Origin of the sequence: Galbibacter mesophilus, assembly GCF_023721415.1 — a bacterium.
In the GTDB taxonomy this organism is placed as follows: Bacteria; Bacteroidota; Bacteroidia; order Flavobacteriales; family Flavobacteriaceae; genus Galbibacter; species Galbibacter mesophilus.
In genome coordinates this window covers 129,990-151,494 of record NZ_JAMQVC010000003.1, presented here as the reverse complement: position 1 = coordinate 151,494, position 21,505 = coordinate 129,990, and the positions used below count along the sequence as shown (strand labels likewise).

The window sequence follows — 21,505 nt, the reverse complement described above, 5'->3', positions numbered from 1 at the left end:
CACACAATGAATTCAGAAAAAATACTTAAAAATGCGGAAGCTTGGTTAACTGATTTTTTTGACCTCAACACCAAAAAAGAAGTTCAAGAGCTTATTGATAACAATCCTGAAGAACTTAACGAGCGATTCTATAAAAACCTAGAGTTTGGAACTGGCGGTATGCGAGGAACTATGGGCGTTGGCACCAACAGAATCAATAAATATACACTTGGTAAAAACACGCAAGGTCTAAGCAATTACCTAAAAAGGTCTTTTCCAAATGAAGAATTAAAAGTTGTTATCGCTTACGATTGCCGACACAACAGCGATACGCTTGCAAAGGTGGTAGCCGATGTTTTTTCTGCCAATGGTATTAAAGTATTTTTATTTTCTGAATTAAGACCCACACCAGAGCTTTCGTTTGCAGTTAGGCATTTAGATTGCCAATGTGGTATTGTGCTTACCGCTTCCCACAATCCACCCGAATACAACGGTTATAAAGTGTATTGGAAGGATGGCGGACAAATAGTGCCGCCGCAGGATAATGAAATTATAAAGGAAATAGAAAGTCTTTCTTTTGAAAACATCAATTTTAATTCTGAAGAAAGCAAAATAAAATATATTGATAAAGAAGTCGATGAAGCTTTTATTGAAGCTTCAGTTGAAAATGGAAGTTTTGGAGCGAAAGGCAAAAACGATTTTTCTATTGTTTTCACTTCCCTTCACGGAACTTCTATTACTGTTTTACCGGAAGTTTTAAAGCGGGCGGGTTACAAGAACGTTCATGTTGTTGAGGAACAAGCTAAACCTGACGGAAATTTCCCAACGGTAAAATCTCCCAACCCAGAAGAACCCGAAGCTTTGGCAATGGCCATTAAAAAAGCCAACGAAATCAATGCCGATATGGTTATTGGTACCGATCCCGATAGCGACCGTTTGGGAATTGCCGTTAGAAATAACAACGGAGAAATGGAATTGTTAAATGGAAACCAAACCATGGTTTTAATGACGCGTTTTCTCCTGGAAAAATGGAAAAAAGAAGACCGCATTAATGGCAATCAATTTATTGCTTCGACCATTGTTTCCACGCCAATGATGAAAACTTTGGCAAAAAGCTATCATGTAGAATACAAAGAAGCCTTGACAGGTTTTAAATGGATTGCTAAGATGATTAAAGATTTTCCAATGCAAGAATTTATTGGTGGCGGTGAGGAAAGTTTTGGGTACATGGTAGGCGACTTTGTTCGTGATAAAGATGCAGTTACCTCTTCCCTATTGGCTTGCGAAATTGCTGCGGATGCGAAAGCAAAAGGAAGTTCTTTCTACAAAGATCTTTTAAAATGCTACGAGGAATTCGGACTCTATCGTGAGAAACTTATTTCGTTGACCAAAAAAGGAATTTCCGGAGCCGATGAAATCAAACAAATGATGATCGACCTTCGTGAAAACCCAATTAAGTCCATCGACGGTTCAAAAGTAAATTATTTGGAAGATTACCTCAGTGCTACCCGCATTAATTTGCTTACAGGGGATAAAGAAGATATTGATATCCCTTCATCCAATGTTTTAATTTATTACACAGAAGACGGAACAAAAATAGCGGCCAGACCCAGCGGGACAGAACCAAAAATAAAATTCTATTTCTCTGTAAAAGGGGAATTGGACAGCGTTTCCAATTACAATCAGGCTGTTGCCAAAATGGACGAAAAAATAGATAGGATTATTGCTGAACTAAAGATTGGCTAAATCACTTTTATAGAATTAAAACAGGCCTGGTTTTAATGTCAGTCTGAGCTTGTCGAAGACCCTTAAGAATTAAACTTATTTCACTTCGACAGGCTCAGCATGACAATCGTAATAGTTAATTTCCTAGGCCGACTTATTTTTAATAATTAAACTTACCTTTGTTGCCCATAATATAGATTACTCAGCATATTTTTTTTGAATGAACTACTTTAAAAAAATACTTCGTTTTGCTAAGCCTTACAAAAAGTTTGCTTACCTAAACATCTTCTTTAACATTCTCTATGCCCTTTTCGGCACGTTGTCTTTCGTGGCCTTGGTACCTGTTTTAAAAGTTATATTTAATGACAAGAAAATTGTAGCTACAAAGCCCGAGTACAATGGATTCGTAGACACACTTGTTAACATTAAAGACTACGGACAGAATTATCTCAACTATTATCTTTCTGATTTGATTGAACAGCGTGGAAGTTTTTATGCTTTAATGTTGATGGTGGGAGTAATCATTTCTCTTTTTCTACTGAAAAACTTATCCAACTATTTAGCCATGTTTTACATCACCTATTTAAGAAATGGAGTGCTTAAAGACATTCGGACTAAAATGTATGATAAAATAGTCTCTCTTCCACTTTCATTTTATTCCGAAAAGAAAAAAGGAGACACTATTTCAAAAATGAGCGGTGACGTAGAAGAAGTAAGGAACTCTATCCTTTCAGTATTGGAAATGATTGTTAGAGAGCCCCTCACCATCGTTTTTTCATTAATTTTCATGTTTGCTTTTAGCACCAAACTCACATTATTTGTATTTATATTTATTCCAGTAGCAGGTTTTATTATTTCCGCCATAGGGAAATCCCTAAAAAAACAATCGGTCAAAGTTCAACAGGAACAGGGAACGTTTCTTTCTATTTTAGAAGAAACCATGTCCGGACTTCGTGTAATAAAGGCTTTTACTGCAGAAGGCATTTTTAGCAAACGTTTTTCAAATTCCAATGATCGTTTTTATAAATACTCCAATGCCGTACTGAACCGCCAAAATCTGGCTTCGCCAATGAGTGAACTTTTAGGTATTATTGTAATTGGTGTTTTATTGGTTTACGGAGGTTATCTCGTTTTTGTAGATGAAAGTATGGAAGCCAGTTTTTTTATTGGATACATAACGCTAGCCTATAATATCCTTACGCCAGCAAAATCCATTTCCAAAGCTAGTTATAGCTTAAAAAGGGGTAATGGAGCCGCAGAACGTATCCTTGAGCTTCTAGAAACTGAAAACACCATTAAGGACGCTCCAAATGCGGTTGATAAAACTTCTTTCGACAAAGAAATCAGCATTGATAAAATCGATTTTAAGTATGAAGAAGAATTGGTTTTAAAACAATTTTCGTTAGAAATTCCTAAAGGAAAAACGGTCGCTCTTGTGGGACAATCCGGAAGTGGAAAAAGCACCATCGCCAATTTGGTCACGCGTTTCTATGATGTTAACAACGGAAGCATTTCCATAGACGGCATCAACATCAAAAATATTTCCATAAAAAGTTTGCGAAGCCTTATGGGTATTGTAACCCAAGATTCCATTTTATTCAACGATACGGTTGCCAACAACATCCGAATAGGGAAACCCAATGCTACTCCCCTTGAAATTGAAGAAGCTGCCAAAATTGCCAATGCTTATGAATTCATTAAAGATCTCCCAAATGGATTCGACACCAATATCGGTGATGCAGGAGGAAAATTGAGTGGCGGACAAAAACAGCGATTATCCATCGCAAGGGCTGTACTTAAGAATCCGCCTATCATGATTTTAGATGAAGCCACTTCTGCGCTGGATACCGAAAGCGAAAAGTTAGTTCAACTTGCATTGGAAAACATGATGAAAAACCGAACTTCTATTGTTATTGCCCACCGTTTATCTACTATCCAAAACGCAGACAGCATTGTGGTTATGCAAAGAGGTGAAATTGTAGAGCAGGGAACACATCAAGAATTACTGGCTAAACAAGGTGTTTATCAAAAATTGGTAGAAATGCAGTCGTTTGAATAAAACAAAAATTATTGGACAGTAAATCTCAATAATTTTTCATTACTTAAAAGTCAACTTAGCTAACCTATTTTTTCCAGCTGCAAAGGCTGTGGAATCATCAATAAATCGAATGGTAAAAAAAGATTCATCAGAGATTTGTTTCCAAGAATTACCACTGTCGTTTGAAAATGAAATTCCCTTAAATCCAACAGCCACCAATTCTTTTGCCTCACGGCCCGGCAAATATTGCACACAAGAACGGTATCCTGGAATACTTCCATCTGCAACCAATTTCCAGGTTTTGCCACCATCTTTGGTAACGGCTTTATTACCATAATTTTCATCTGGTTTGGTATAATCGCCGCCAATTACAAATCCGTTCATTTCATCATAAAAATCCATGGTATAGATTCCTTGCGCTGCTTTTCCTTGCACTATCGGGGTTTCATACACCTCCCAAGTTTTTCCCTTGTCAGGCGAAAAAAACACCCTTGCTTTATTTCCACCCGTAGCAATCCAAGTTTTATCACCAACAATAACAATGTTAGTATCACTTGCAGCAAAAGCGGCCTCCCCTTCTACTCCGGCGGGCAGAACATCGCAACTAAGTTTTCTCCAAGTATTTCCCCCATCGCGAGTAATTATTATTGAAAGACAAGCATCCGTAGGGTCGCCCATGGCAATGCCTTCTTGGTTATTCCAGAATTTCATAGAATCGTAAAACACTTTTTCATCATCTTCCCGATAAACTAACTCCATATTTCCACGATCCCCAGTTTTATAAAGCAAAGCCGGATTTCCGACTGTTAACATAAAAAAATCGGTATCCGTGCTAGCTACTGCGCGAAATTCTAAAGCCAAAGAATCCTGCATCATTTTTTGTGTCACCACTTTATCCGTAGCAACATTATAAATACCAAAAACGTTATTGGAACCAGCAAAACCAACGTTTCCTTGCATAAGCGTAATGGCACGAATACTTACCGAATCGGTAAATACTTCTTCTACAACTACTTCTTTAAAATCACTTGGAATAAATTTTTCCTTTCCGCAGGAAACTAGAACAAATAGGGAAAAAATCAATATTTTCTTCAAAACCGTATAATTTGGTATAAAAATAACTTTTATCGCTTACAAAGCGATACCTTTGCACCCAATTATTTTTTAAAATAATAACGTATGCGACTCCATAGAAATTTAGTTTATGCTGTTATAGATGGTTTACAGCTCATTTTTAATGAAGGGAAATATGCCGACAAAGTGGTAGAACAACTCCTTAAACGTGATAAAAGATGGGGAGCTAGAGATAGAGGTTTTATTGCAGAAACTACTTACGATATTGTACGATGGAAACGACTTTATGCTGAGATTGCTGAAGTTAAAGAACCTTTTAATCGCGAAAACCTATGGCGTATTTTTGCTGTTTGGGCAGTACTCAAAGGCATTAAACTTCCTGATTGGCCTCAATTGGAGGGTACACCCAACAGAAGAATTAAAGGTCGATTTGATGAGCTTTCTAAAACAAGAAAATACAGGGAATCTGTTCCCGATTGGTTAGATACGCTAGGTGAAAAAGAAATGGGTGAAGCTCTTTGGACAAAAGAGCTTAATGCGCTGAACAAACAAGCTGAAGTTATAATTCGCGTAAATACTTTAAAAACCAATAAACATGCTTTGCAGGATGCCCTTATGGATGAAGAAATAGCGACTTTGCCCATTAAAGGTTACCCAGACGCCCTTCAACTGAGGGAAAGAGGTAATATTTTTAAAACAGAAGCTTTCAAAAACGGACTGTTTGAAGTTCAGGATGCTTCTTCTCAATTGGTAGCTGAATTTTTAGACGTTCAACCTGGAATGCGTGTTGTAGATGCTTGTGCGGGTGCGGGTGGAAAATCGCTTCACATGGCGGCTAAAATGGAAAATAAAGGGCAGATTATAGCTTTAGACATCTATGGGAACAAATTAAAAGAACTCAAAAGAAGAGCTAAAAGAAACGGTGCTCATAATATAGAAACTCGCGAAATAGATTCCACAAAGGTTATTAAAAAGCTCCATAATTCGGTGGACCGCGTGCTTATTGATGCACCATGTAGCGGATTGGGTGTTCTACGCAGAAACCCAGATGCAAAGTGGAAATTACAACCGGAGTTTATTGATAACATCAAAGAAACCCAGCAGCAAATTTTAAACGACTATTCCAAAATGATAAAATCAGGTGGAAAAATGGTTTATGCAACATGTTCCATTCTTCCTTCTGAAAACCAAAATCAAGTAGCAGCCTTTTTAAAATCTGAAAACGGTAAAGACTTCAAATTGGTTAAGGACAAAAAAATATTGGCTTCGGAATCTGGTTTTGACGGATTTTACATGGCCTTATTGGAAAAAGCATAGTTTTAGGCGTCTGCCTAATGTCTTCCTGAGCTTGTCGAAGGATTAACATTTACCTGAAAAGACTTCGACATGCTCAGTCTGACACCATGACTACATTCCAATTAAACTCATCGCTTGTTTTAGCAACTCTGGGTTACTGCCTATGTAACTCATCAATTTGTTGGTTAATTCCGGATTGCTAAATACATATTCCAATAGTTTGCCTTTCGCGCCGGGATTTTTCTTCAAAAAACCAGCTACTTGCGATTTGGCTTCTGGATTTGTCTTTACATAATCAATCGCTTTTTTCTGAACTTCAGATTTATTATTGATTAACTCTGTTTTCAACTTTTCCTGAGCATCTTCGTTATTCATAAGGTAGGACTTCATTTCATCCGTACTCATTGAAGACATATCGGCCATTTGACCCGAAGCGCTGTCCATTTGGTCGGAAGCATCATCCATGGCTCCGGAAGCTTGATTGGACATACTGGAAGCAGAATCAGAAGCTGATTTGGTTGCATCGCAACTGGAAAGGGCAATGGCTCCAAAAGCCATTACTGCTAAAACTAACTTTTTCATATTGATATAATTTTGTTGATAATTACATGTAATATACAACTTTATATCGTTACATAACAGCAAGTTAGACGTTTATTTATTTAATAAAACCTCACTATTTTACTAATTTCTTCGGAAGGAAAATTATTTAATTTTAATAAATCCACTAAGTAGCTGGAAGTGGGTCTCCAACTTTAATATCGCATCGATGACCAGGCTGCCCGTGTTCAGGATTAAGCTTAGGCGCAGTATTCAATAGTGAATTGCTAGAAGGCGATGTCAAAGGTGCCCCTACTGCGATGTCACAGCGGTGGCCGGGTTGTCCGTGGGCAGGATTTAGTCCATTCCCAGTTGCTGATTTTTGAGGCGCTGTATTTTTGAAAGATTCTACCGGAGTTTCCTCTGCTGCCTTTTCGCTATCGTACCCTTCCAAAGTTTCCTTTGTAGACCAACTATTTTCATTGTTAGTCACGTAATAAATAGAAACTATTGCTCCAACGATTACCAACCCTACAACCAATACTTTCTTCATAAAGTTTAATTTGAGCTCTAAAATTAAGAAAAATCATTATATTTGAAACATCTACCAAACACACCCAACCTTTAAACAGACATTTTTTACCTTGTAAATTGTACAGAACATGAAAAATGATTTAAAAAACATGATGTGTTTGGACATCTGCCTTCCTGAACTGGAAAAAGAAAAAAAAATTACAACAGCGCTTGATTTATCCTCTATTAAAAGTATGCCGCTGGTGAGTTGGGACTTTTTTAGCCTTTTCCATTGGGAAAGATTACAAGGTTTGAAAAAATCCGCTGAAATAGAACAGATACAGGCATTTGCTGAAAAATTTGGTTGGAGAAACGACATCCCATCAATTTTTAATAGTAATGATTATGAAGCCCTTGTTGTAACCAATAGCGAACAGGATATTGTTTGGGTAAACGATGGTTTTGTTTCCATGACGGGTTATTCCAAAAAATTCGCCATCAATAAAAATCCTAAATTTTTACAAGGTGAAGGCACAACTGAAAGTTCTAGGCAAAACTTTAAAAAACAACTTTTAGAGGACACTCCTTTTAAAGAAGTAATTGTGAATTACAAAAAGGACAATACACCGTACAAATGTGAAATCAAAATTTTTCCATTGTACAGCGAACAAACCACTCATTATTTAGCATTGGAAAGGGAAGTTGTGTAGAAAGCTTATTAGCTTATTTTTGAGCTTTCAACATGCGCTCGTTACCGAATAAATCATTCTTCAGGATAATGTTGTTAAAACCTTGTTCCCGTACGAGGCTCTGCATTTCCCTGCCCAAATATTGATTGATTTCAAAATATAGAACCCCTTGGCTAGACAGATTTTCTTTGGCTAATTTCGCAATCTTTTTATAAAAAATTAAAGGTTCGTTATCAGTTACAAAAAGCGCAGTGGCAGGTTCGTAAACCAGCACATTATTTTTCATTTCAGATTTCTCCAATTCGCGAACGTAAGGAGGATTGGAAACAATAACATCAAAATGTTGAATATGTGGAAAAATTACCTTCAGTTTATCAATATTTAACACATCTGCTTTTGCAAAAGTTATTTGTGCGTTATTGTTCTTTGCATTTGTTTTTGCCACCTTTAGAGCTTCTTCAGAAATATCTATTGCACAAACCCTTGCATTTGGAATATTTTTAGCCAAAGCAATGGGAATACACCCCGAGCCTGTTCCAATATCCAAAATATTTAAACGTTCAGCTCCTTTAAAATCCTTTATAATCCAATCTACCAATTCTTCTGTTTCTGGTCTCGGGATTAAAGTATGTTCGTTTACCATCAATTCCAGACCATAAAAATAAGCCTTGCCCAGTATTTGCTGAATAGGTTTTTCATTCTTAAGGTCTGCCAACGCTTTTTGCAACACCGATATTTTTTCATCGGATAAAACAGTTTGAATGTTTTGAACTACTTCAAAAGATTTATAATCTAAATAGTGCTCACACAACCAATTGAAATAAGCATTTACCTCCTCTATTCTATAAATACTTTGCAGCTCCTCTCGAAATTGTTGTCTTAACTCCCCTAACTTCATGTTATTCCTGTTTCTTCCTAAAGATCTTTCAACATCCAAACAGGGCATGAATAGTGCCCCGTATTGCCCATTGGGGCATCTATATAGTAAAAACCTGCCTTTTTATACAGTTTTTGCGCATCCGTCATATAAGGCATGGTTTCAATATAACATTGTTTAAAACCAAACTCCCGTGCTGCTTCCAAGCAAACATTCATCATTTGCATGCCCCATCCTTTGCCTCTGGCTCCGTGGGAAAAATACATTTTTTGCAGCTCACAAACAGTTTCTTTCTCATTCGTTAAATGAGCGATTCCCGCTCCTCCTAAAATCACACCGTTTTCTTCCAAAACATAATACACCGAATTCTCTTTCTGGTAGGTTTTATATAGATCTTCCAGAGCCACATCTTCGTAAGCTGTTCCCACTTTTGGTGCTCCCATCTCTACAATAACCTCTCTCACAATCTCAGCCATTCTTTCATTGTCTTTTGGCTGAATTTCTCTTATTTTCATGGATTATTACAATGTTTTAATAGTATTTTTGCCTTTCGGGATGAAGATACATGAAATCTACATAAAACGATGCATTGAACTGGCCAAAAATGGACTTGGCAACACCTATCCAAATCCTATGGTAGGATGCGTTATTGTTGCTGATGGAAAAATTATTGGCGAGGGATATACGAGTCCGGCAGGACAAAACCACGCTGAAGTGAATGCCATCCAATCGGTTAAAGATCGTTCTTTACTGAAAAAGGCTACTATTTATGTAACCTTGGAACCTTGTTCCCACTACGGAAAAACTCCTCCCTGTGCCGATTTAATCATTAAAAACAACATTCCAAATGTGGTAATTGGCACTTTAGACCCTCATGATAAAGTTTGCGGTCGCGGTGTACAAAAATTAATGGAAGCTGGTCACCATGTTACTATCGGTGTTTTAGAGGGAGAATGTAAAGCATCCAACAAGCGTTTTTTAACTTTCATTGAAAAGAAAAGACCTTATATTATTTTAAAATGGGCGCAAAGCGATGACGGGTTTTTGAGTCCGAAACCAATTACTTCCCAAGAGCGCAAACCTATTTGGATAACCAATGCGTTTTCTAGACAATTGGTGCATAAATGGCGCACCGAAGAACACGGAATTTTAGTAGGAACAAATACAGTTGTTAAAGACAATCCAAAACTAAACAGTAGGGATTGGCAAGGGAATTCCCCTACCCGCATTGTCATAGACAGAAACCTTAGAACTCCAAAAGAATCGCATGTTTGGGACGATACGGAAGAAACTATTTTTATAACAGACAAAAAAACGGCACTACCCGAAGCCAACTTCAACAAGATTACTTTTGAATCGGTTGATTTTGAAGATCGCTTGGCGGAACAAATTGTAGAAAAACTTTATCAGCATAATATTCAAAGTCTTATCGTGGAAGGCGGTGGCCAAACTTTACAGACCTTTATAGATGCGAATCTTTGGGATGAAGCGAGAGTTTTCACCGGAAATGTTCTATTTGATAAAGGTACACCATCACCCAAATTACCGAATAAAGAACTACTTGAAAAGAAACAGCTCGGCGAAGATGTTTTAAAAATCTATTCAAACAAGTTGTAACCGATATGAAAAAGCCCATTAAAAATATCATTTTCGATTTCGGAGACGTTTTTATCGATCTTGATAAACCGGCGACTACCAGTGCAATTTTAGAAAAGTATCCCGACTTTATTTTAACTGAAGAAATGATTCGTTTAAATGAAAATTACGAAATAGGCGCTATCACTTCTCTCGATTTTATAAATGGATACCAGCAATTTCTTCCGAAGGAAACTACCGAGAGTATTGAAAAAATTTGGAATAGCATTATTTTAAATTTCCCTCCACACCGAATGGAGTTTATAGAAAAGTTAGCAAAAGAAAATAATTTCCGATTGTTTTTACTTAGCAACACCAATGCACTTCACATCGAACAGGTAATAAAAAATATTAGTAAAGACCGCTATGATCGTTTCAAAAACTGTTTTGAAAAATTTTACTTATCCCACGAAATCAATTTAAGAAAACCCAATGCCGATATTTTCGAATTTGTTTTAAATGAAAACAATTTAAAAGCTGAAGAAACACTATTTGTAGATGATACAGCCGAACATATTGCTACTGCCCGTAAATTAGGACTTCATACTTGGAATTTGACCCCCGAAAATGAAGACGTCACCGAATTATTTCAAAAAGACTTATTATTTTGACGAAAGTGTTAATAACTTCGAATTTCGTTATCAACTAAACTAAAAACTTTGACAGATATTTTCAATACCATAGCCAAACCTTCTTCCGAAGTTCTTTTTAAAGACAAGGGTAGTAAATTTTTCGGTTATGCATTTCCTATTGAAAGCGAAGAAGACGCCAAAAATTATCTTGAAGAAATTAAAAACAAACATAACAGTGCGCGCCACCACTGTTATGCATGGCAGTTAGGCTTTGAAAAAGACAACATACTTTTTCGCGCCAACGACGACGGCGAACCCTCCAACTCTGCCGGTATGCCAATTTATGGACAAATTCAATCTTTTGATATAACTGATGTATTGATTGTGGTAGTACGTTATTTCGGCGGGGTTAAGTTGGGCGTTGGCGGACTCATAAACGCTTATAAAACCGCAGCGCAAATGAGTCTTGAAGCATCTGAAATAATTGAAAAGACAGTAGATACCCACTTTTTAATCTCCTTCGAATACAAGCACATGAATAATGTAATGCGCATTATAAAAGAAAGAAACTTACAACTGGTTGACCAGACAATGAATCTTTCCTGCGAAATAACGGTCAGCATTCGAAAGAGCCTATCCCAGCAGGTTATTGAAGCCTTTAAGCCCTTTTACGAAATTGAAGTAAAAGAATTGGATAATTCGTAGAAAACCTTTAACAATAAAACATATATTCTATTTATTACGTGTTTTATATAAAAAAAGGCATTTTAAACACAATTTTCCAGACATAAAAGCAGTGAATTCTATAATTTATTGAGGATATAATCTGGACAACGAATTGGCCGAAAAGTGTTGCTGTCAATGAATGCTAAAACCGTGTTCGCTTCAACCAGAATTTCGCCATTTTCATCGAAAATATAATAGTCGAATTCAATCTTAACAGTAGGTTTCTTTTTAAGGGTTGCCTGCACCGTCAAAACATCGTCATAACGCGCGGATTTCTTATAGTTTATCTGTAGGGAGACTACTGGCAACATCACCCCATTCTCTTCCATCCATCGGTAAGACACGCCGAACTTCCTTAACCACTCAACACGCGCAATTTCAAGGTATTGAGCGTAATTTCCGTGATAAACTACACCCATTTTATCGGTTTCGCTGTAGCGAACTCTTATGTTAATTTTATTTGTTTTTTCCATTAAAAAATGTATTTTACAAGTGTTAAGAAAGTATGAACAGAAAGTTAACAATCATGCGAAAAAAAAAGTATAAATTCAACCACCTTTCATTTTTTTTTTCAGTTTTTTGTTCACATATTTGTTTAATCTAAATCGGTAGTCGATTTCTATAATTCTATTCACTGCCAAACCTGACTAACTATTTAAAAATTTAATCAAAGAATGAACGTAACTGCGGAATCTGTATGGGAAAATTGTCTACATTTCATAAAGGACAACATACAACCTCAAGCATACAAAACTTGGTTTGAACCCATAAAGTCTGTAAAGTTAACAGATAATGCTTTGAGTATACAAGTTCCCAGTAAGTTTTTCTATGAGTGGCTTGAGGAACATTACGTTAAACTTTTAAAAGTTGCCCTTACCAAAGAATTGGGTGAAAATGCAAAGTTGGTTTACGTAATTAGAATGGAAAACACCTACGGAAATAAACAGCCGTTTACAGAGAGTATTCCAAGTTCCAATCGCGCCAACATGCAACCTCAAGAATTAGACGTTCCTGTTAAACATAAGAATCCGGAATTAAAAAATCCTTTTGTAATTCCAGGAATCCGTAATATTAAAATTGAATCCCAACTTAATCCCAATTACAGCTTTGATAATTTTCTAGAAGGCGACTCCAATAGATTGGCGCGCTCCGCTGGATTAGCTGTTGCCAATAAGCCCGGAGGGACTTCCTTTAATCCTTTATTGATTTTTGGTGGTGTTGGTTTGGGAAAAACGCACTTGGCGCACGCCATTGGGGTAGAGATAAAAGATAAGTATCCTGAAAAAACGGTTTTATATATTTCTGCGGAAAAATTTACCCAGCAGTATATTGAATCTGTAAAGAAAAATACCAGAAACGACTTTATTCACTTTTATCAACTAATAGATGTGTTGATAATTGATGATGTTCAGTTTTTCTCTGGAAAATCAGGTACTCAAGATGTGTTTTTCCATATTTTCAACCACTTGCACCAAAATGGAAAGCAAGTAATCCTCACATCGGACAAAGCTCCGGTGGACATGCAGGATATCGAACAACGCTTGCTATCCCGATTCAAATGGGGCTTGTCTGCCGAATTGCAAAGTCCCGATTTCGAAACACGTATTTCGATCTTAAAAAATAGATTATATCGTGACGGTGTGGAAATGCCAGAAGAAATTGTGGAATGTGTGGCAAGAAATATTAAAAGCAATGTTCGTGAATTGGAAGGTGCTATCATTTCCTTGATTGCACAATCTTCTTTCAATAAAAAAGAAGTTACCATAGAACTCGCCAATCAGATTGTTGAGAAGTTTGTTAAAAATACCAAGCGTGAAGTTTCCATTGATTACATCCAAAAAGTAATTTCTGATTATTTCCAAATGGACGTGGAAACTCTTCAGTCAAAAACGAGAAAAAGACATATTGTTCAAGCACGTCAATTAGCCATGTTCTTTGCCAAGAAATATACTAAAGCTTCTTTGGCCAGCATTGGATCCCAAATAGGGAAAAGAGACCATGCCACGGTGCTACATGCCTGTAAGACTGTTGATAACCTCGCCGAAACTGATAAACAATTTAGAAAATACATCGACGATCTAAATAAAAAATTCGCTCAATAATGCAGGTACGCGTACTTATGGTTTGCTTGGGAAACATTTGCCGATCTCCATTGGCAGAAGGTATTCTAAAATCTAAAGTAAACCCGCAAAAAGTATTTGTAGATTCTGCTGGAACATCCAATTACCATATTGGCTCGAAACCAGATCCAAGATCTATTCAAATAGCTGCAAAATACAATATCGACATCACCGATCAACGTGGCAGGCAATTCACCCAGCAAGATTTTGACGATTTTGATTTGATTTTCGCCATGGACAACAGCAACTACAAAAACATCATCCTGCAGGCCAGAAACGAGGATGACAAAGCGAAAGTCCATCTCATTCTTAACAAACTCACCCCAGGTGAAAACCTTGATGTTCCCGACCCATATTACGGCGGTGTAATGGGATTTGAGAATGTTTACAAAATGCTAGACGAAGCCACAGACGTAATTGTAAAAGAGATTTCCAATTTGTAGTTTCTTCGTATCTTAGAGCCGTAAACTCCTACCCATGGCTACAAACAACAAAATCGGCAAACTCTATTTAATCCCAACCACTTTGGGAGATGTAGAACCTTTAGAAGTACTTCCACTTTCCATTAAGAGAATTATTGAAAACACTGATTTTTATATTGTTGAAAATGAGAAAACGGCGCGGAGATTCATCAAACGAATTAGTCCGAAAAAATCGCAACCAAACCTTAAAATACAGGTATTAAACAAATACACCCAACCTGAAGAAATCCCAACCCTAATCACTCCATGCTTGAATGGTCACGATGTAGGCATTATTTCTGAAGCGGGTTGTCCCGGAGTAGCAGATCCTGGAGCTGATGTTGCTGCTATTGCTCATGAAAAAGGCATAGAAGTAACCCCGCTTGTAGGACCATCGTCCATTCTATTGGCTTTAATGGCCAGTGGGATGAACGGACAAAGCTTCGCATTTAATGGTTACCTACCTATTGATAAATCTGAAAAGAAAAAAGCACTTAAAGCTTTAGAAAAGCGCTCTAAAGAATTAAATCAATCACAGATTTTTATGGAAACGCCTTATCGAAACGACAAACTTCTGGCAGATATAACAGGAATACTGGCTGGAAATACAAAGCTCTGTGTTGCGACAGACATAACGCTTCCTTCAGAGTTCATTAAAACCCAAGAAGTACATCAGTGGAAAGGTGCGAACGTAAACCTTCATAAAAGACCCACAATCTTTATTTTACATGCCGTTTAAAACAAAAAAACCTCAAAACTTCCGTTTTAAGGTTTATTCATAAACTGTTTTTTTTTAATAGCTATACTCTTAAATTTTCGCCATTCTGTTCGGCTTTACGTGAGATACATCATATCCGGAGAATTTACGCATGTAATAACGTATCGAAGCTCCGTTTGCATCCGCAAAACCACTAGCCCCGTGTGTGCGCAAATATCTTTTTACATTTCCTGGACCTGCCAAATGAGCGGCAGCCAAAATACCAGACTCCGTAACCTTAACTCCATTAAAAACTCGGCCTACATACCATTCAATATCCTTTCTTAACACCCACTTGTTTCTTTCAAGATTGGCAATAAAAGCACGTTCCTGCAATTCCGGATCGTTAAGAAAATCAACATTAGCGTCGATTCCGATTGTTTTTAAGGTAGAGGCACCAAATTGATATTTCCCCATATACCCCAATTGGTTCACCGTAAAATAATCACCTCTTGACTCTTTAAAAGCCAAGGCTTCTTTAAAGCCGTTGAAGGATTTCCCTAAAAAAGGAGTTCGGATCACCTCATCAGCCTCCTCTTCATTATCCAGCATTACAACTGAATATGCTAAAGGCGCCGAAATTTTATTAATTTCATGAACTTCTACATTGGTTTTTTTTGTGGAAGTAAAACCTAAACTTGCTACAATTACTAAAATTAAAACAGCTACTAAAACATTGAATTTTAATATTGTTTTTTTCATAATTTACCATTTCTTTAAGCCTTACATCAAATAGATTGATTGCTTAAAATTGAGCGGGCAAATATACGACTTTTTTAATAATCAGAAAATCAATAAGTTAAAGTAATCTTAAAGTTTAAATTAGCGGTTTATAGCCTGCGAATTCATCCATTTTACATAAGCTTGCTTGTTTGCATTATGCTGGGAAAGGGTTTTCGCGAATTTGTGATATCCAAAGTTTTTGACATCTGCTACAAAATAGTAATAATCATTTTTTTCATAATTTAACACAGCATCAATCGCAGATATGTCGGGCATCGCTATGGGTCCGGGCGGCAATCCAGCATATTTATATGTGTTATAAGGAGAGTCGATTTCCAAATCTTTATACAGTACTCTTTTAATTATTTTGTCCCAATCTCCTGATGTTTTATGACTAGCAAATATAACCGTTGGATCTGCTTGCAACAACATTCCTTTTTTCAAGCGGTTCATGTAAACGCCAGCAACACGAGGGCGCTCATCTACCATAGCCGTTTCTTTATGCACAATAGAAGCCAACGTAATTACTTCTAAAGGCTTTAAACCTATACTTTCAGCCTTTTTTAAACGGGTTTCATTCCAAAACCTTTCATATTCTTTACTCATACGGTCGCGAAATCCTTCCGCAGAGGTATTCCAAAAGAACTCATAACTGTTGGGAATATACATGGCCAGCGCCGTTTCTTCATTGAATTTAGTATTTTCTAGGAAGCTAGCTTCGTTAAAACTATTCAGTAAGGAAATACTATCTGCTTCAATTTGCATAGAAATCCTACCAGCCAACTTAGCCAACGTCTCTTGATTATTGAAAGAAACATCTATAGGAATATTTCTGCTACGAAGGGAATTAATGATTTCATTGTTATTCATCCCTTTTTTAATGGCATATTTTCCAGCTTTTATATTGCTTATATAACCTTTTCTTTCTGCTACTTTTTCAAATGTAGCCATATTTTCAAGCAGTGGTTCCAACTGATCTGCTACCTCTTTAAAATTGGCATCGGAAGGAATATACACGTACGCCTCTTCATTTTGAAAAGCTGTATTGGGTGAAAAAACAGCATTATACACATAATACACAAAAACAAAACCGAGCACTGCACCTATGAGCGCCACGGCCACTAAAATTTTTCTTATATACATTATTTATTGATCTTTTGATATAGGATTTCGTTTTGAAATTTTCCTGAAGTATAGTTCCAATCTTTTTTTACCCCTACTCTTTCAAACCCTAAGTTTGAAAAAAGATGGATACTGGGTTTATTATTTTCTGAAATATTGGCATACAATTGATGCATATCCAAATGGTTAAAAGCATATTCAATCAACAGGGACAAAGCTTCTTTACCAACACCTTTATTTCGGTTGGCTTCCTCCAAAACTATAATCCCCACGCCTGCACGTTTATTTTTCGGATTAAAATCGAAAATATCGATAAAGCCAAGCAGCGTATCCGAATAATTGGAAATAGCCAAACGCAATTGTTTAGCCTCGTAGATGTCTTTGTGACTATTCGCCAAGTATTGTTTTAAAATAAATTTGGAATAGGGTGCCAGCGTTTCACTTACCTCCCACACCTTTTCATCATTTTCCAAGGTATAGAGGAAATCCAAATCCTCGGCTTCCAAAGCCCTTAAATAGACTGTATTTCCTGAAAGTGTGATCATTAAGCTGTAATTGCGCCTGAAAAAACATACGTGGCTGGTCCTACCAAATGAATATTCTTATATCCTTGTCCGTTTTTCTCAAAAGACACTTGCAATTCGCCACCTGGCGTTTTAAGTGTCACTTTATTACTGGACGTCTTTTTAGTTTCGTGCATAGCCAACGCCACTGCCGTAACTCCCGTTCCGCAAGAAAGGGTTTCGTCTTCCACTCCGCGTTCATATGTTCTTACGGCAAACACATCTGGAGATTCCTGAGCTACAAAATTTATATTGCTACCCGCGTTACCATATTTTCCGTAACGCAATTTCTCGCCATGCACTTTTACATCCAGATTTGGCAAGTCTGACACCAATTGCACATGGTGCGGAGAACCTGTATTCAAAAATGAATAAGTATCAAAAATATCGATGTTGGGTACATCTTGCATTGCCAAACTCACTATTCCATCATATATTTTTGCATGATGCAAACCATCAACCGCTACGAAAGTGCATTCGCTTTTGATAACTCCTAAAAATTCAGCAAAAGCCACCAAACACCTTCCGCCATTACCACACATTGAGCTTTCATTTCCATCAGCATTGAAGTAAACCATTTTAAAATCGGCTTCTTCAGAATTCTCTAACAAAATCAATCCATCGGCACCTATGCCAAACTTTCGGTCGCATAGCCGGTTTACAAGTTTGGTATCATTTTTGGGAAATGTATGTTGACGATTATCGATCATTACGAAATCGTTTCCAGTTCCTTGATATTTATAAAAAGTAATTTTCATTCTATTAAATGCACGATTTTAAACTAATTGACAGGTTGTAAGCATTTTTAAAAGTCGCTAAAACCCTAATGGACAAAGCATTTATTTCAAATTTTGCCCTGTTTGGCAAATATACAATTTTGCTTTCGTTTAAACCATTGTTAAAGTGCGTTAAAGTTGAAAAAAACCTTGAATTATCAAGTATTTTTAAAGGGTTTCTTTTATAGTTCTTTGCTATAAGAAACACTAGAAATTTAAGTGTAACCTATTCCACCAACTATGGTGAAACACCATGATTTGTGGAATGCAATAAATTTATATAAAATAGCCATGAAAAAATTTTTGAGTTTATTACTAGTTTCTATGCTGGGGGGTGCGCTTACCTTGGGCGTTTACAAATACGCTTTTGAGAAGGAAGTCACTGTAGTGGAAAACAAGGAAAATCAACCAAAATTTGTTACTGCCAGCTACAACCCAACTACATTACAAAATGAAGAAAATGTAAGCTTTACGGAAGCTGCCTCTAAAACGGTGCATGCGGTAGTCCACGTTAAAAATAAGACCGTTAGTCGCGGTCCATCCAACATTATGGAGTATTTCTACGGTTCTGGCGGACAACCCCGCGCCCATGTGGGAACGGGTTCTGGAGTGATTATTTCTCCAGACGGTTATATTGTCACCAACAACCACGTAATTGCCAATGCTACGGAATTACAAGTTACTTTAAACAACAACAGATCATACAGAGCGGAGCTTGTGGGTACCGACCCAGAGACCGATATTGCCCTTATAAAAATTGAAGCCGATAAAGACCTTCCTTATTTGGCATTTGGAGATTCCGATTATACCAAAATAGGTGAATGGGTATTGGCAGTTGGGAATCCGTTTAACCTAACTTCTACGGTTACGGCTGGTATTATTAGCGCCAAAGCAAGGGATTTGGATGAAACCGACGGTAAATTCCAGTCTTTTATTCAAACCGATGCAGCGGTAAACCCAGGAAATAGCGGTGGTGCCTTGGTGAACACCAACGGCGATCTAATCGGTATAAATACGGCTATAACCTCCCAAACAGGTTCTTATATTGGGTATTCTTTTGCTGTACCCAGCAATATTGCCAAAAAAGTGGTGGAAGACATCATGGAGTTTGGTAACGTACAGATGGGAACTTTAGGAATTAAAGGACAAGATTTAGCCGTTGTTAATGGTCGTTTAGAAGATATCAACGAGTCGCAAGGAATTTTAATCGCTGAAGTTTTCAAAAAATCGGGAGCTTATAAAGCAGGATTACGCCGCGGGGATATCATCAAACAGATAGACAACATTAAAATTAGTAAGTTTTCAGACCTTACGGGGTATCTCCGAAGCAAAAGACCTAATGACGAAGTGCAACTTTCCATCCTTCGTGACGATGAAGCCATAAGTGTTCCGGTGACACTCATCAATAATAGTTCTTACATCTATTCTATTGATGAAATAGGAATTTCCCTTCAGGAGCAAACAAAATCCGACAGGGAATTTTACAACAACCAAGACGGTCTCGTGATAAGCAGCAGCAATGAATACAACACCCGATTGGGTATTAATGGAAAGCTTTTGGTAGGTATTAACGATGATAAAATAAAAAACATCAACGATGCCAAGAAAGCGGTAGAAAAAGCAAAATCCTACGGAATGATGAGCTTGGTTATTATGGATGAAAACGGAAACAAAGAACGTTTGGTTTACAGAAACTAGCGTTTACAACATAGAAGAATAAAGGAGTCCTTAGCGGGACTCTTTTTTTTATTAAAAATCCTTTACGAAAACGTTTGAAATATATACTTTTGCCGAAAGTTTAAACATCGAAACACAAACTAAGACAACACATCATGGCAGTAAAAAACGATTCTTATGAAAAGGAATTGGCTTTTCAAGCAGACCGCAGAAAGGCAACCGTAGAATTCATAAAAATTGCAAGCGATTTGTGGTACGACAATTCCGTAGAACTGGTATTGTTCCGCAACCAATTAATTGACAAAAGCGTTAGCGAGATAATGAACTTGCACAAATACGCGGGCGAATTTGTACAGAAACCCATTTCTATTTTCGACTCTGTAGATATTGCACGCGCCATTAGCAATATGAGCCTCCCTCCTGCTAAAATAGATATCGGTAAACTTACCTATGAATTCCACTTGGAGGATCCTTCGGCTTATGCAGACACCACTTCCTTTGTGATTGACAAACTAAAAGGCGCCCACAAAAGCAAAGAGATTCAACCTAAAGATGTAGTGCTGTATGGCTTCGGAAGAATTGGTAGGTTGCTGGCACGCGAACTTATGGCCAAAACCGGCATAGGTTCCCAGTTGAGGCTTCGCGCTATTGTTACCCGTGGCGAACTTACCGATGACGTTTTGCTGAAAAGGGCCTCCTTATTGGAAAACGATTCGGTGCACGGCTTCTTTCCTGGTACCGTGGCAGTAGATTTCAAGAAAAAAGCATTAATAATAAATGGTACTACCGTTCAGTTTATAAACGCTGCAAAACCGGAAGATATTGATTATACCAGCTACGGAATACAAAAGGCATTAATTATCGATAACACAGGAGCCTTTCGTGACGATAAGGAACTGGCAAGACACTTAAAATCCAAAGGGGCCGAAAAGGTATTGCTTACAGCGCCCGGAAAAAATGTACCGAACATTGTTTATGGGGTAAACCAAAAGGAATACGACCCTAAGAAAGTGAATATTTTTTCCGCCGCTTCCTGTACCACCAATGCTATTACTCCCATTCTAAAAGCTGTTGAAGATTCGCTTGGTATTGTAAAAGGACATTTGGAAACCATACACGCCTACACCAACGATCAAAACTTGGTAGATAATATGCACACCAAATACCGAAGAGGGCGCGCAGCCGCTTTAAATATGGTGATTACCGAAACCGGCGCTGGAAAAGCGGTAGCCAAAGCCTTGCCTTCTTTGGAAGGTAAATTAACGTCTAACGCCATACGCGTACCCGTTCCCAATGGTTCCTTGGTTGTTTTGAATTTAGAGGTTGAAAAAAACACCTCTAAAAATGCCATTAATGCCATTCTAAAGAAATATGCTTTGGAAGGTGACTTGGTAGAACAAATAAAGTATTCGCTGAACAACGAGTTGGTTTCTTCGGATATTGTTGGCACCTCTGCCCCCTCTATTTACGATAGCAATGCCACCATTGTCTCGGCAGATGGTAAAAATTTGGTGCTGTACATTTGGTACGACAATGAATACGGTTATAGCCATCAAGTAATTAGGCTTGCCAAATACATTGCCAATGTAAGAAGGTTTACCTATTACTAGCCTACGGACTTCAGCTAAGATTTATAACATCC

Annotated in this window: 22 protein-coding genes; 12 read left to right on the top strand and 10 right to left on the bottom strand. The window is 37.4% G+C overall.

Features of this window, described 5'->3' with window-relative positions; genetic code table 11:
* Positions 1-6: 6 nt before the first annotated feature.
* Both NDQ75_RS12480 and NDQ75_RS12475 read left to right on the top strand, forming a co-directional pair.
* Positions 7-1,725, top strand: a complete 1,719-nt coding sequence (locus NDQ75_RS12480; RefSeq protein WP_202029532.1) for a phospho-sugar mutase — start codon at positions 7-9, stop codon at positions 1,723-1,725.
* 199 nt (positions 1,726-1,924) lie between these two features.
* Positions 1,925-3,763, top strand: coding sequence for an ABC transporter ATP-binding protein (locus NDQ75_RS12475; protein ID WP_202029533.1), 1,839 nt, complete (start codon positions 1,925-1,927; stop codon positions 3,761-3,763).
* Positions 3,764-3,802: 39 nt separating this feature from the next.
* On the opposite strand, the gene NDQ75_RS12470 is transcribed toward NDQ75_RS12475, so the two are convergent.
* Positions 3,803-4,837: a WD40/YVTN/BNR-like repeat-containing protein gene (locus NDQ75_RS12470; RefSeq protein WP_202029534.1), complete on the bottom strand. Its 1,035-nt coding sequence runs from the start codon at positions 4,835-4,837 to the stop codon at positions 3,803-3,805.
* An 84-nt stretch (positions 4,838-4,921) separates the two neighbouring features.
* Between NDQ75_RS12470 and NDQ75_RS12465 the strand changes: the two genes are divergently transcribed.
* Complete coding sequence (locus NDQ75_RS12465; RefSeq protein WP_202029535.1) at positions 4,922-6,133, top strand: RsmB/NOP family class I SAM-dependent RNA methyltransferase; 1,212 nt, start codon at positions 4,922-4,924, stop codon at positions 6,131-6,133.
* Positions 6,134-6,223: 90 nt separating this feature from the next.
* Here the strand turns inward: NDQ75_RS12465 and NDQ75_RS12460 are convergent, their stop codons facing one another.
* Both NDQ75_RS12460 and NDQ75_RS12455 read right to left on the bottom strand, forming a co-directional pair.
* Complete coding sequence (locus NDQ75_RS12460) at positions 6,224-6,694, bottom strand: hypothetical protein (protein ID WP_202029536.1); 471 nt, start codon at positions 6,692-6,694, stop codon at positions 6,224-6,226.
* Between the two features lie 145 nt (positions 6,695-6,839).
* Positions 6,840-7,205 (bottom strand): hypothetical protein, encoded by a 366-nt coding sequence (locus NDQ75_RS12455; protein WP_202029537.1) that lies wholly within the window; start codon positions 7,203-7,205, stop codon positions 6,840-6,842.
* 109 nt (positions 7,206-7,314) lie between these two features.
* Between NDQ75_RS12455 and NDQ75_RS12450 the strand changes: the two genes are divergently transcribed.
* Positions 7,315-7,875: a PAS domain-containing protein gene (locus NDQ75_RS12450; RefSeq protein ID WP_202029538.1), complete on the top strand. Its 561-nt coding sequence runs from the start codon at positions 7,315-7,317 to the stop codon at positions 7,873-7,875.
* A gap of 13 nt (positions 7,876-7,888) precedes the next feature.
* Here the strand turns inward: NDQ75_RS12450 and prmC are convergent, their stop codons facing one another.
* Positions 7,889-8,752 carry a peptide chain release factor N(5)-glutamine methyltransferase gene (gene prmC / locus NDQ75_RS12445; protein WP_202029539.1) on the bottom strand — a complete coding sequence of 288 codons (864 nt, stop codon included), beginning with the start codon at positions 8,750-8,752 and terminating at the stop codon, positions 7,889-7,891.
* Positions 8,753-8,769: 17 nt separating this feature from the next.
* The gene (locus NDQ75_RS12440; RefSeq protein WP_202029540.1) at positions 8,770-9,246 is read right to left on the bottom strand and encodes a GNAT family N-acetyltransferase; all 477 of its coding nucleotides are present in this window, start codon (positions 9,244-9,246) and stop codon (positions 8,770-8,772) included.
* Between the two features lie 40 nt (positions 9,247-9,286).
* On the opposite strand from NDQ75_RS12440, the gene ribD reads away from it, so the two are divergent.
* From ribD to NDQ75_RS12425, 3 genes are read left to right on the top strand one after another with little or no spacing between them, the layout of a single operon-like run.
* Positions 9,287-10,348, top strand: coding sequence for a bifunctional diaminohydroxyphosphoribosylaminopyrimidine deaminase/5-amino-6-(5-phosphoribosylamino)uracil reductase RibD (gene ribD, locus NDQ75_RS12435; protein ID WP_202029659.1), 1,062 nt, complete (start codon positions 9,287-9,289; stop codon positions 10,346-10,348).
* 5 nt (positions 10,349-10,353) lie between these two features.
* Positions 10,354-10,977 (top strand): HAD family hydrolase, encoded by a 624-nt coding sequence (locus NDQ75_RS12430; protein WP_202029541.1) that lies wholly within the window; start codon positions 10,354-10,356, stop codon positions 10,975-10,977.
* Between the two features lie 48 nt (positions 10,978-11,025).
* Complete coding sequence (locus NDQ75_RS12425) at positions 11,026-11,643, top strand: IMPACT family protein (protein ID WP_202029542.1); 618 nt, start codon at positions 11,026-11,028, stop codon at positions 11,641-11,643.
* 98 nt (positions 11,644-11,741) lie between these two features.
* On the opposite strand, the gene NDQ75_RS12420 is transcribed toward NDQ75_RS12425, so the two are convergent.
* Positions 11,742-12,137, bottom strand: a complete 396-nt coding sequence (locus NDQ75_RS12420) for an acyl-CoA thioesterase (RefSeq protein WP_202029543.1) — start codon at positions 12,135-12,137, stop codon at positions 11,742-11,744.
* 201 nt (positions 12,138-12,338) lie between these two features.
* Here NDQ75_RS12420 and dnaA point away from each other — a divergent pair, with 201 nt between their 5' ends.
* From dnaA to NDQ75_RS12405, 3 genes are read left to right on the top strand one after another with little or no spacing between them, the layout of a single operon-like run.
* A complete protein-coding gene (dnaA, locus tag NDQ75_RS12415; RefSeq protein ID WP_202029544.1) occupies positions 12,339-13,766 on the top strand; it encodes a chromosomal replication initiator protein DnaA in 1,428 nt (475 codons plus the stop codon).
* Positions 13,766-14,227, top strand: coding sequence for a low molecular weight protein-tyrosine-phosphatase (locus tag NDQ75_RS12410; RefSeq protein WP_202029545.1), 462 nt, complete (start codon positions 13,766-13,768; stop codon positions 14,225-14,227). Before dnaA ends, NDQ75_RS12410 begins: the two co-directional genes overlap by 1 nt.
* 34 nt (positions 14,228-14,261) lie before the next feature.
* Positions 14,262-14,984 (top strand): SAM-dependent methyltransferase, encoded by a 723-nt coding sequence (locus NDQ75_RS12405; RefSeq protein WP_202029546.1) that lies wholly within the window; start codon positions 14,262-14,264, stop codon positions 14,982-14,984.
* Between the two features lie 69 nt (positions 14,985-15,053).
* Here NDQ75_RS12405 and NDQ75_RS12400 read toward each other — a convergent pair whose 3' ends face one another.
* The 4 genes from NDQ75_RS12400 to dapF all read right to left on the bottom strand — a co-directional run bounded on the left by NDQ75_RS12400 (position 15,054) and on the right by dapF (position 18,168).
* Entirely contained in the window at positions 15,054-15,704 is a 651-nt protein-coding gene (locus NDQ75_RS12400) for a lysozyme family protein (protein ID WP_202029547.1), read from the bottom strand.
* 120 nt (positions 15,705-15,824) lie between these two features.
* Entirely contained in the window at positions 15,825-16,868 is a 1,044-nt protein-coding gene (mltG, locus tag NDQ75_RS12395) for an endolytic transglycosylase MltG (RefSeq protein WP_202029548.1), read from the bottom strand.
* Entirely contained in the window at positions 16,868-17,392 is a 525-nt protein-coding gene (locus NDQ75_RS12390; RefSeq protein WP_202029549.1) for a GNAT family N-acetyltransferase, read from the bottom strand. The genes mltG and NDQ75_RS12390 overlap by 1 nt, the downstream gene beginning before the upstream one ends.
* The gene (dapF, locus tag NDQ75_RS12385) at positions 17,392-18,168 is read right to left on the bottom strand and encodes a diaminopimelate epimerase (protein WP_202029550.1); all 777 of its coding nucleotides are present in this window, start codon (positions 18,166-18,168) and stop codon (positions 17,392-17,394) included. The genes NDQ75_RS12390 and dapF overlap by 1 nt, the downstream gene beginning before the upstream one ends.
* Before the next feature lie 309 nt (positions 18,169-18,477).
* Between dapF and NDQ75_RS12380 the strand changes: the two genes are divergently transcribed.
* The gene (locus NDQ75_RS12380; protein ID WP_202029551.1) at positions 18,478-19,884 is read left to right on the top strand and encodes a S1C family serine protease; all 1,407 of its coding nucleotides are present in this window, start codon (positions 18,478-18,480) and stop codon (positions 19,882-19,884) included.
* Between the two features lie 134 nt (positions 19,885-20,018).
* Complete coding sequence (locus tag NDQ75_RS12375) at positions 20,019-21,473, top strand: glyceraldehyde-3-phosphate dehydrogenase (protein ID WP_202029552.1); 1,455 nt, start codon at positions 20,019-20,021, stop codon at positions 21,471-21,473.
* Positions 21,474-21,505 lie beyond the last annotated feature (32 nt).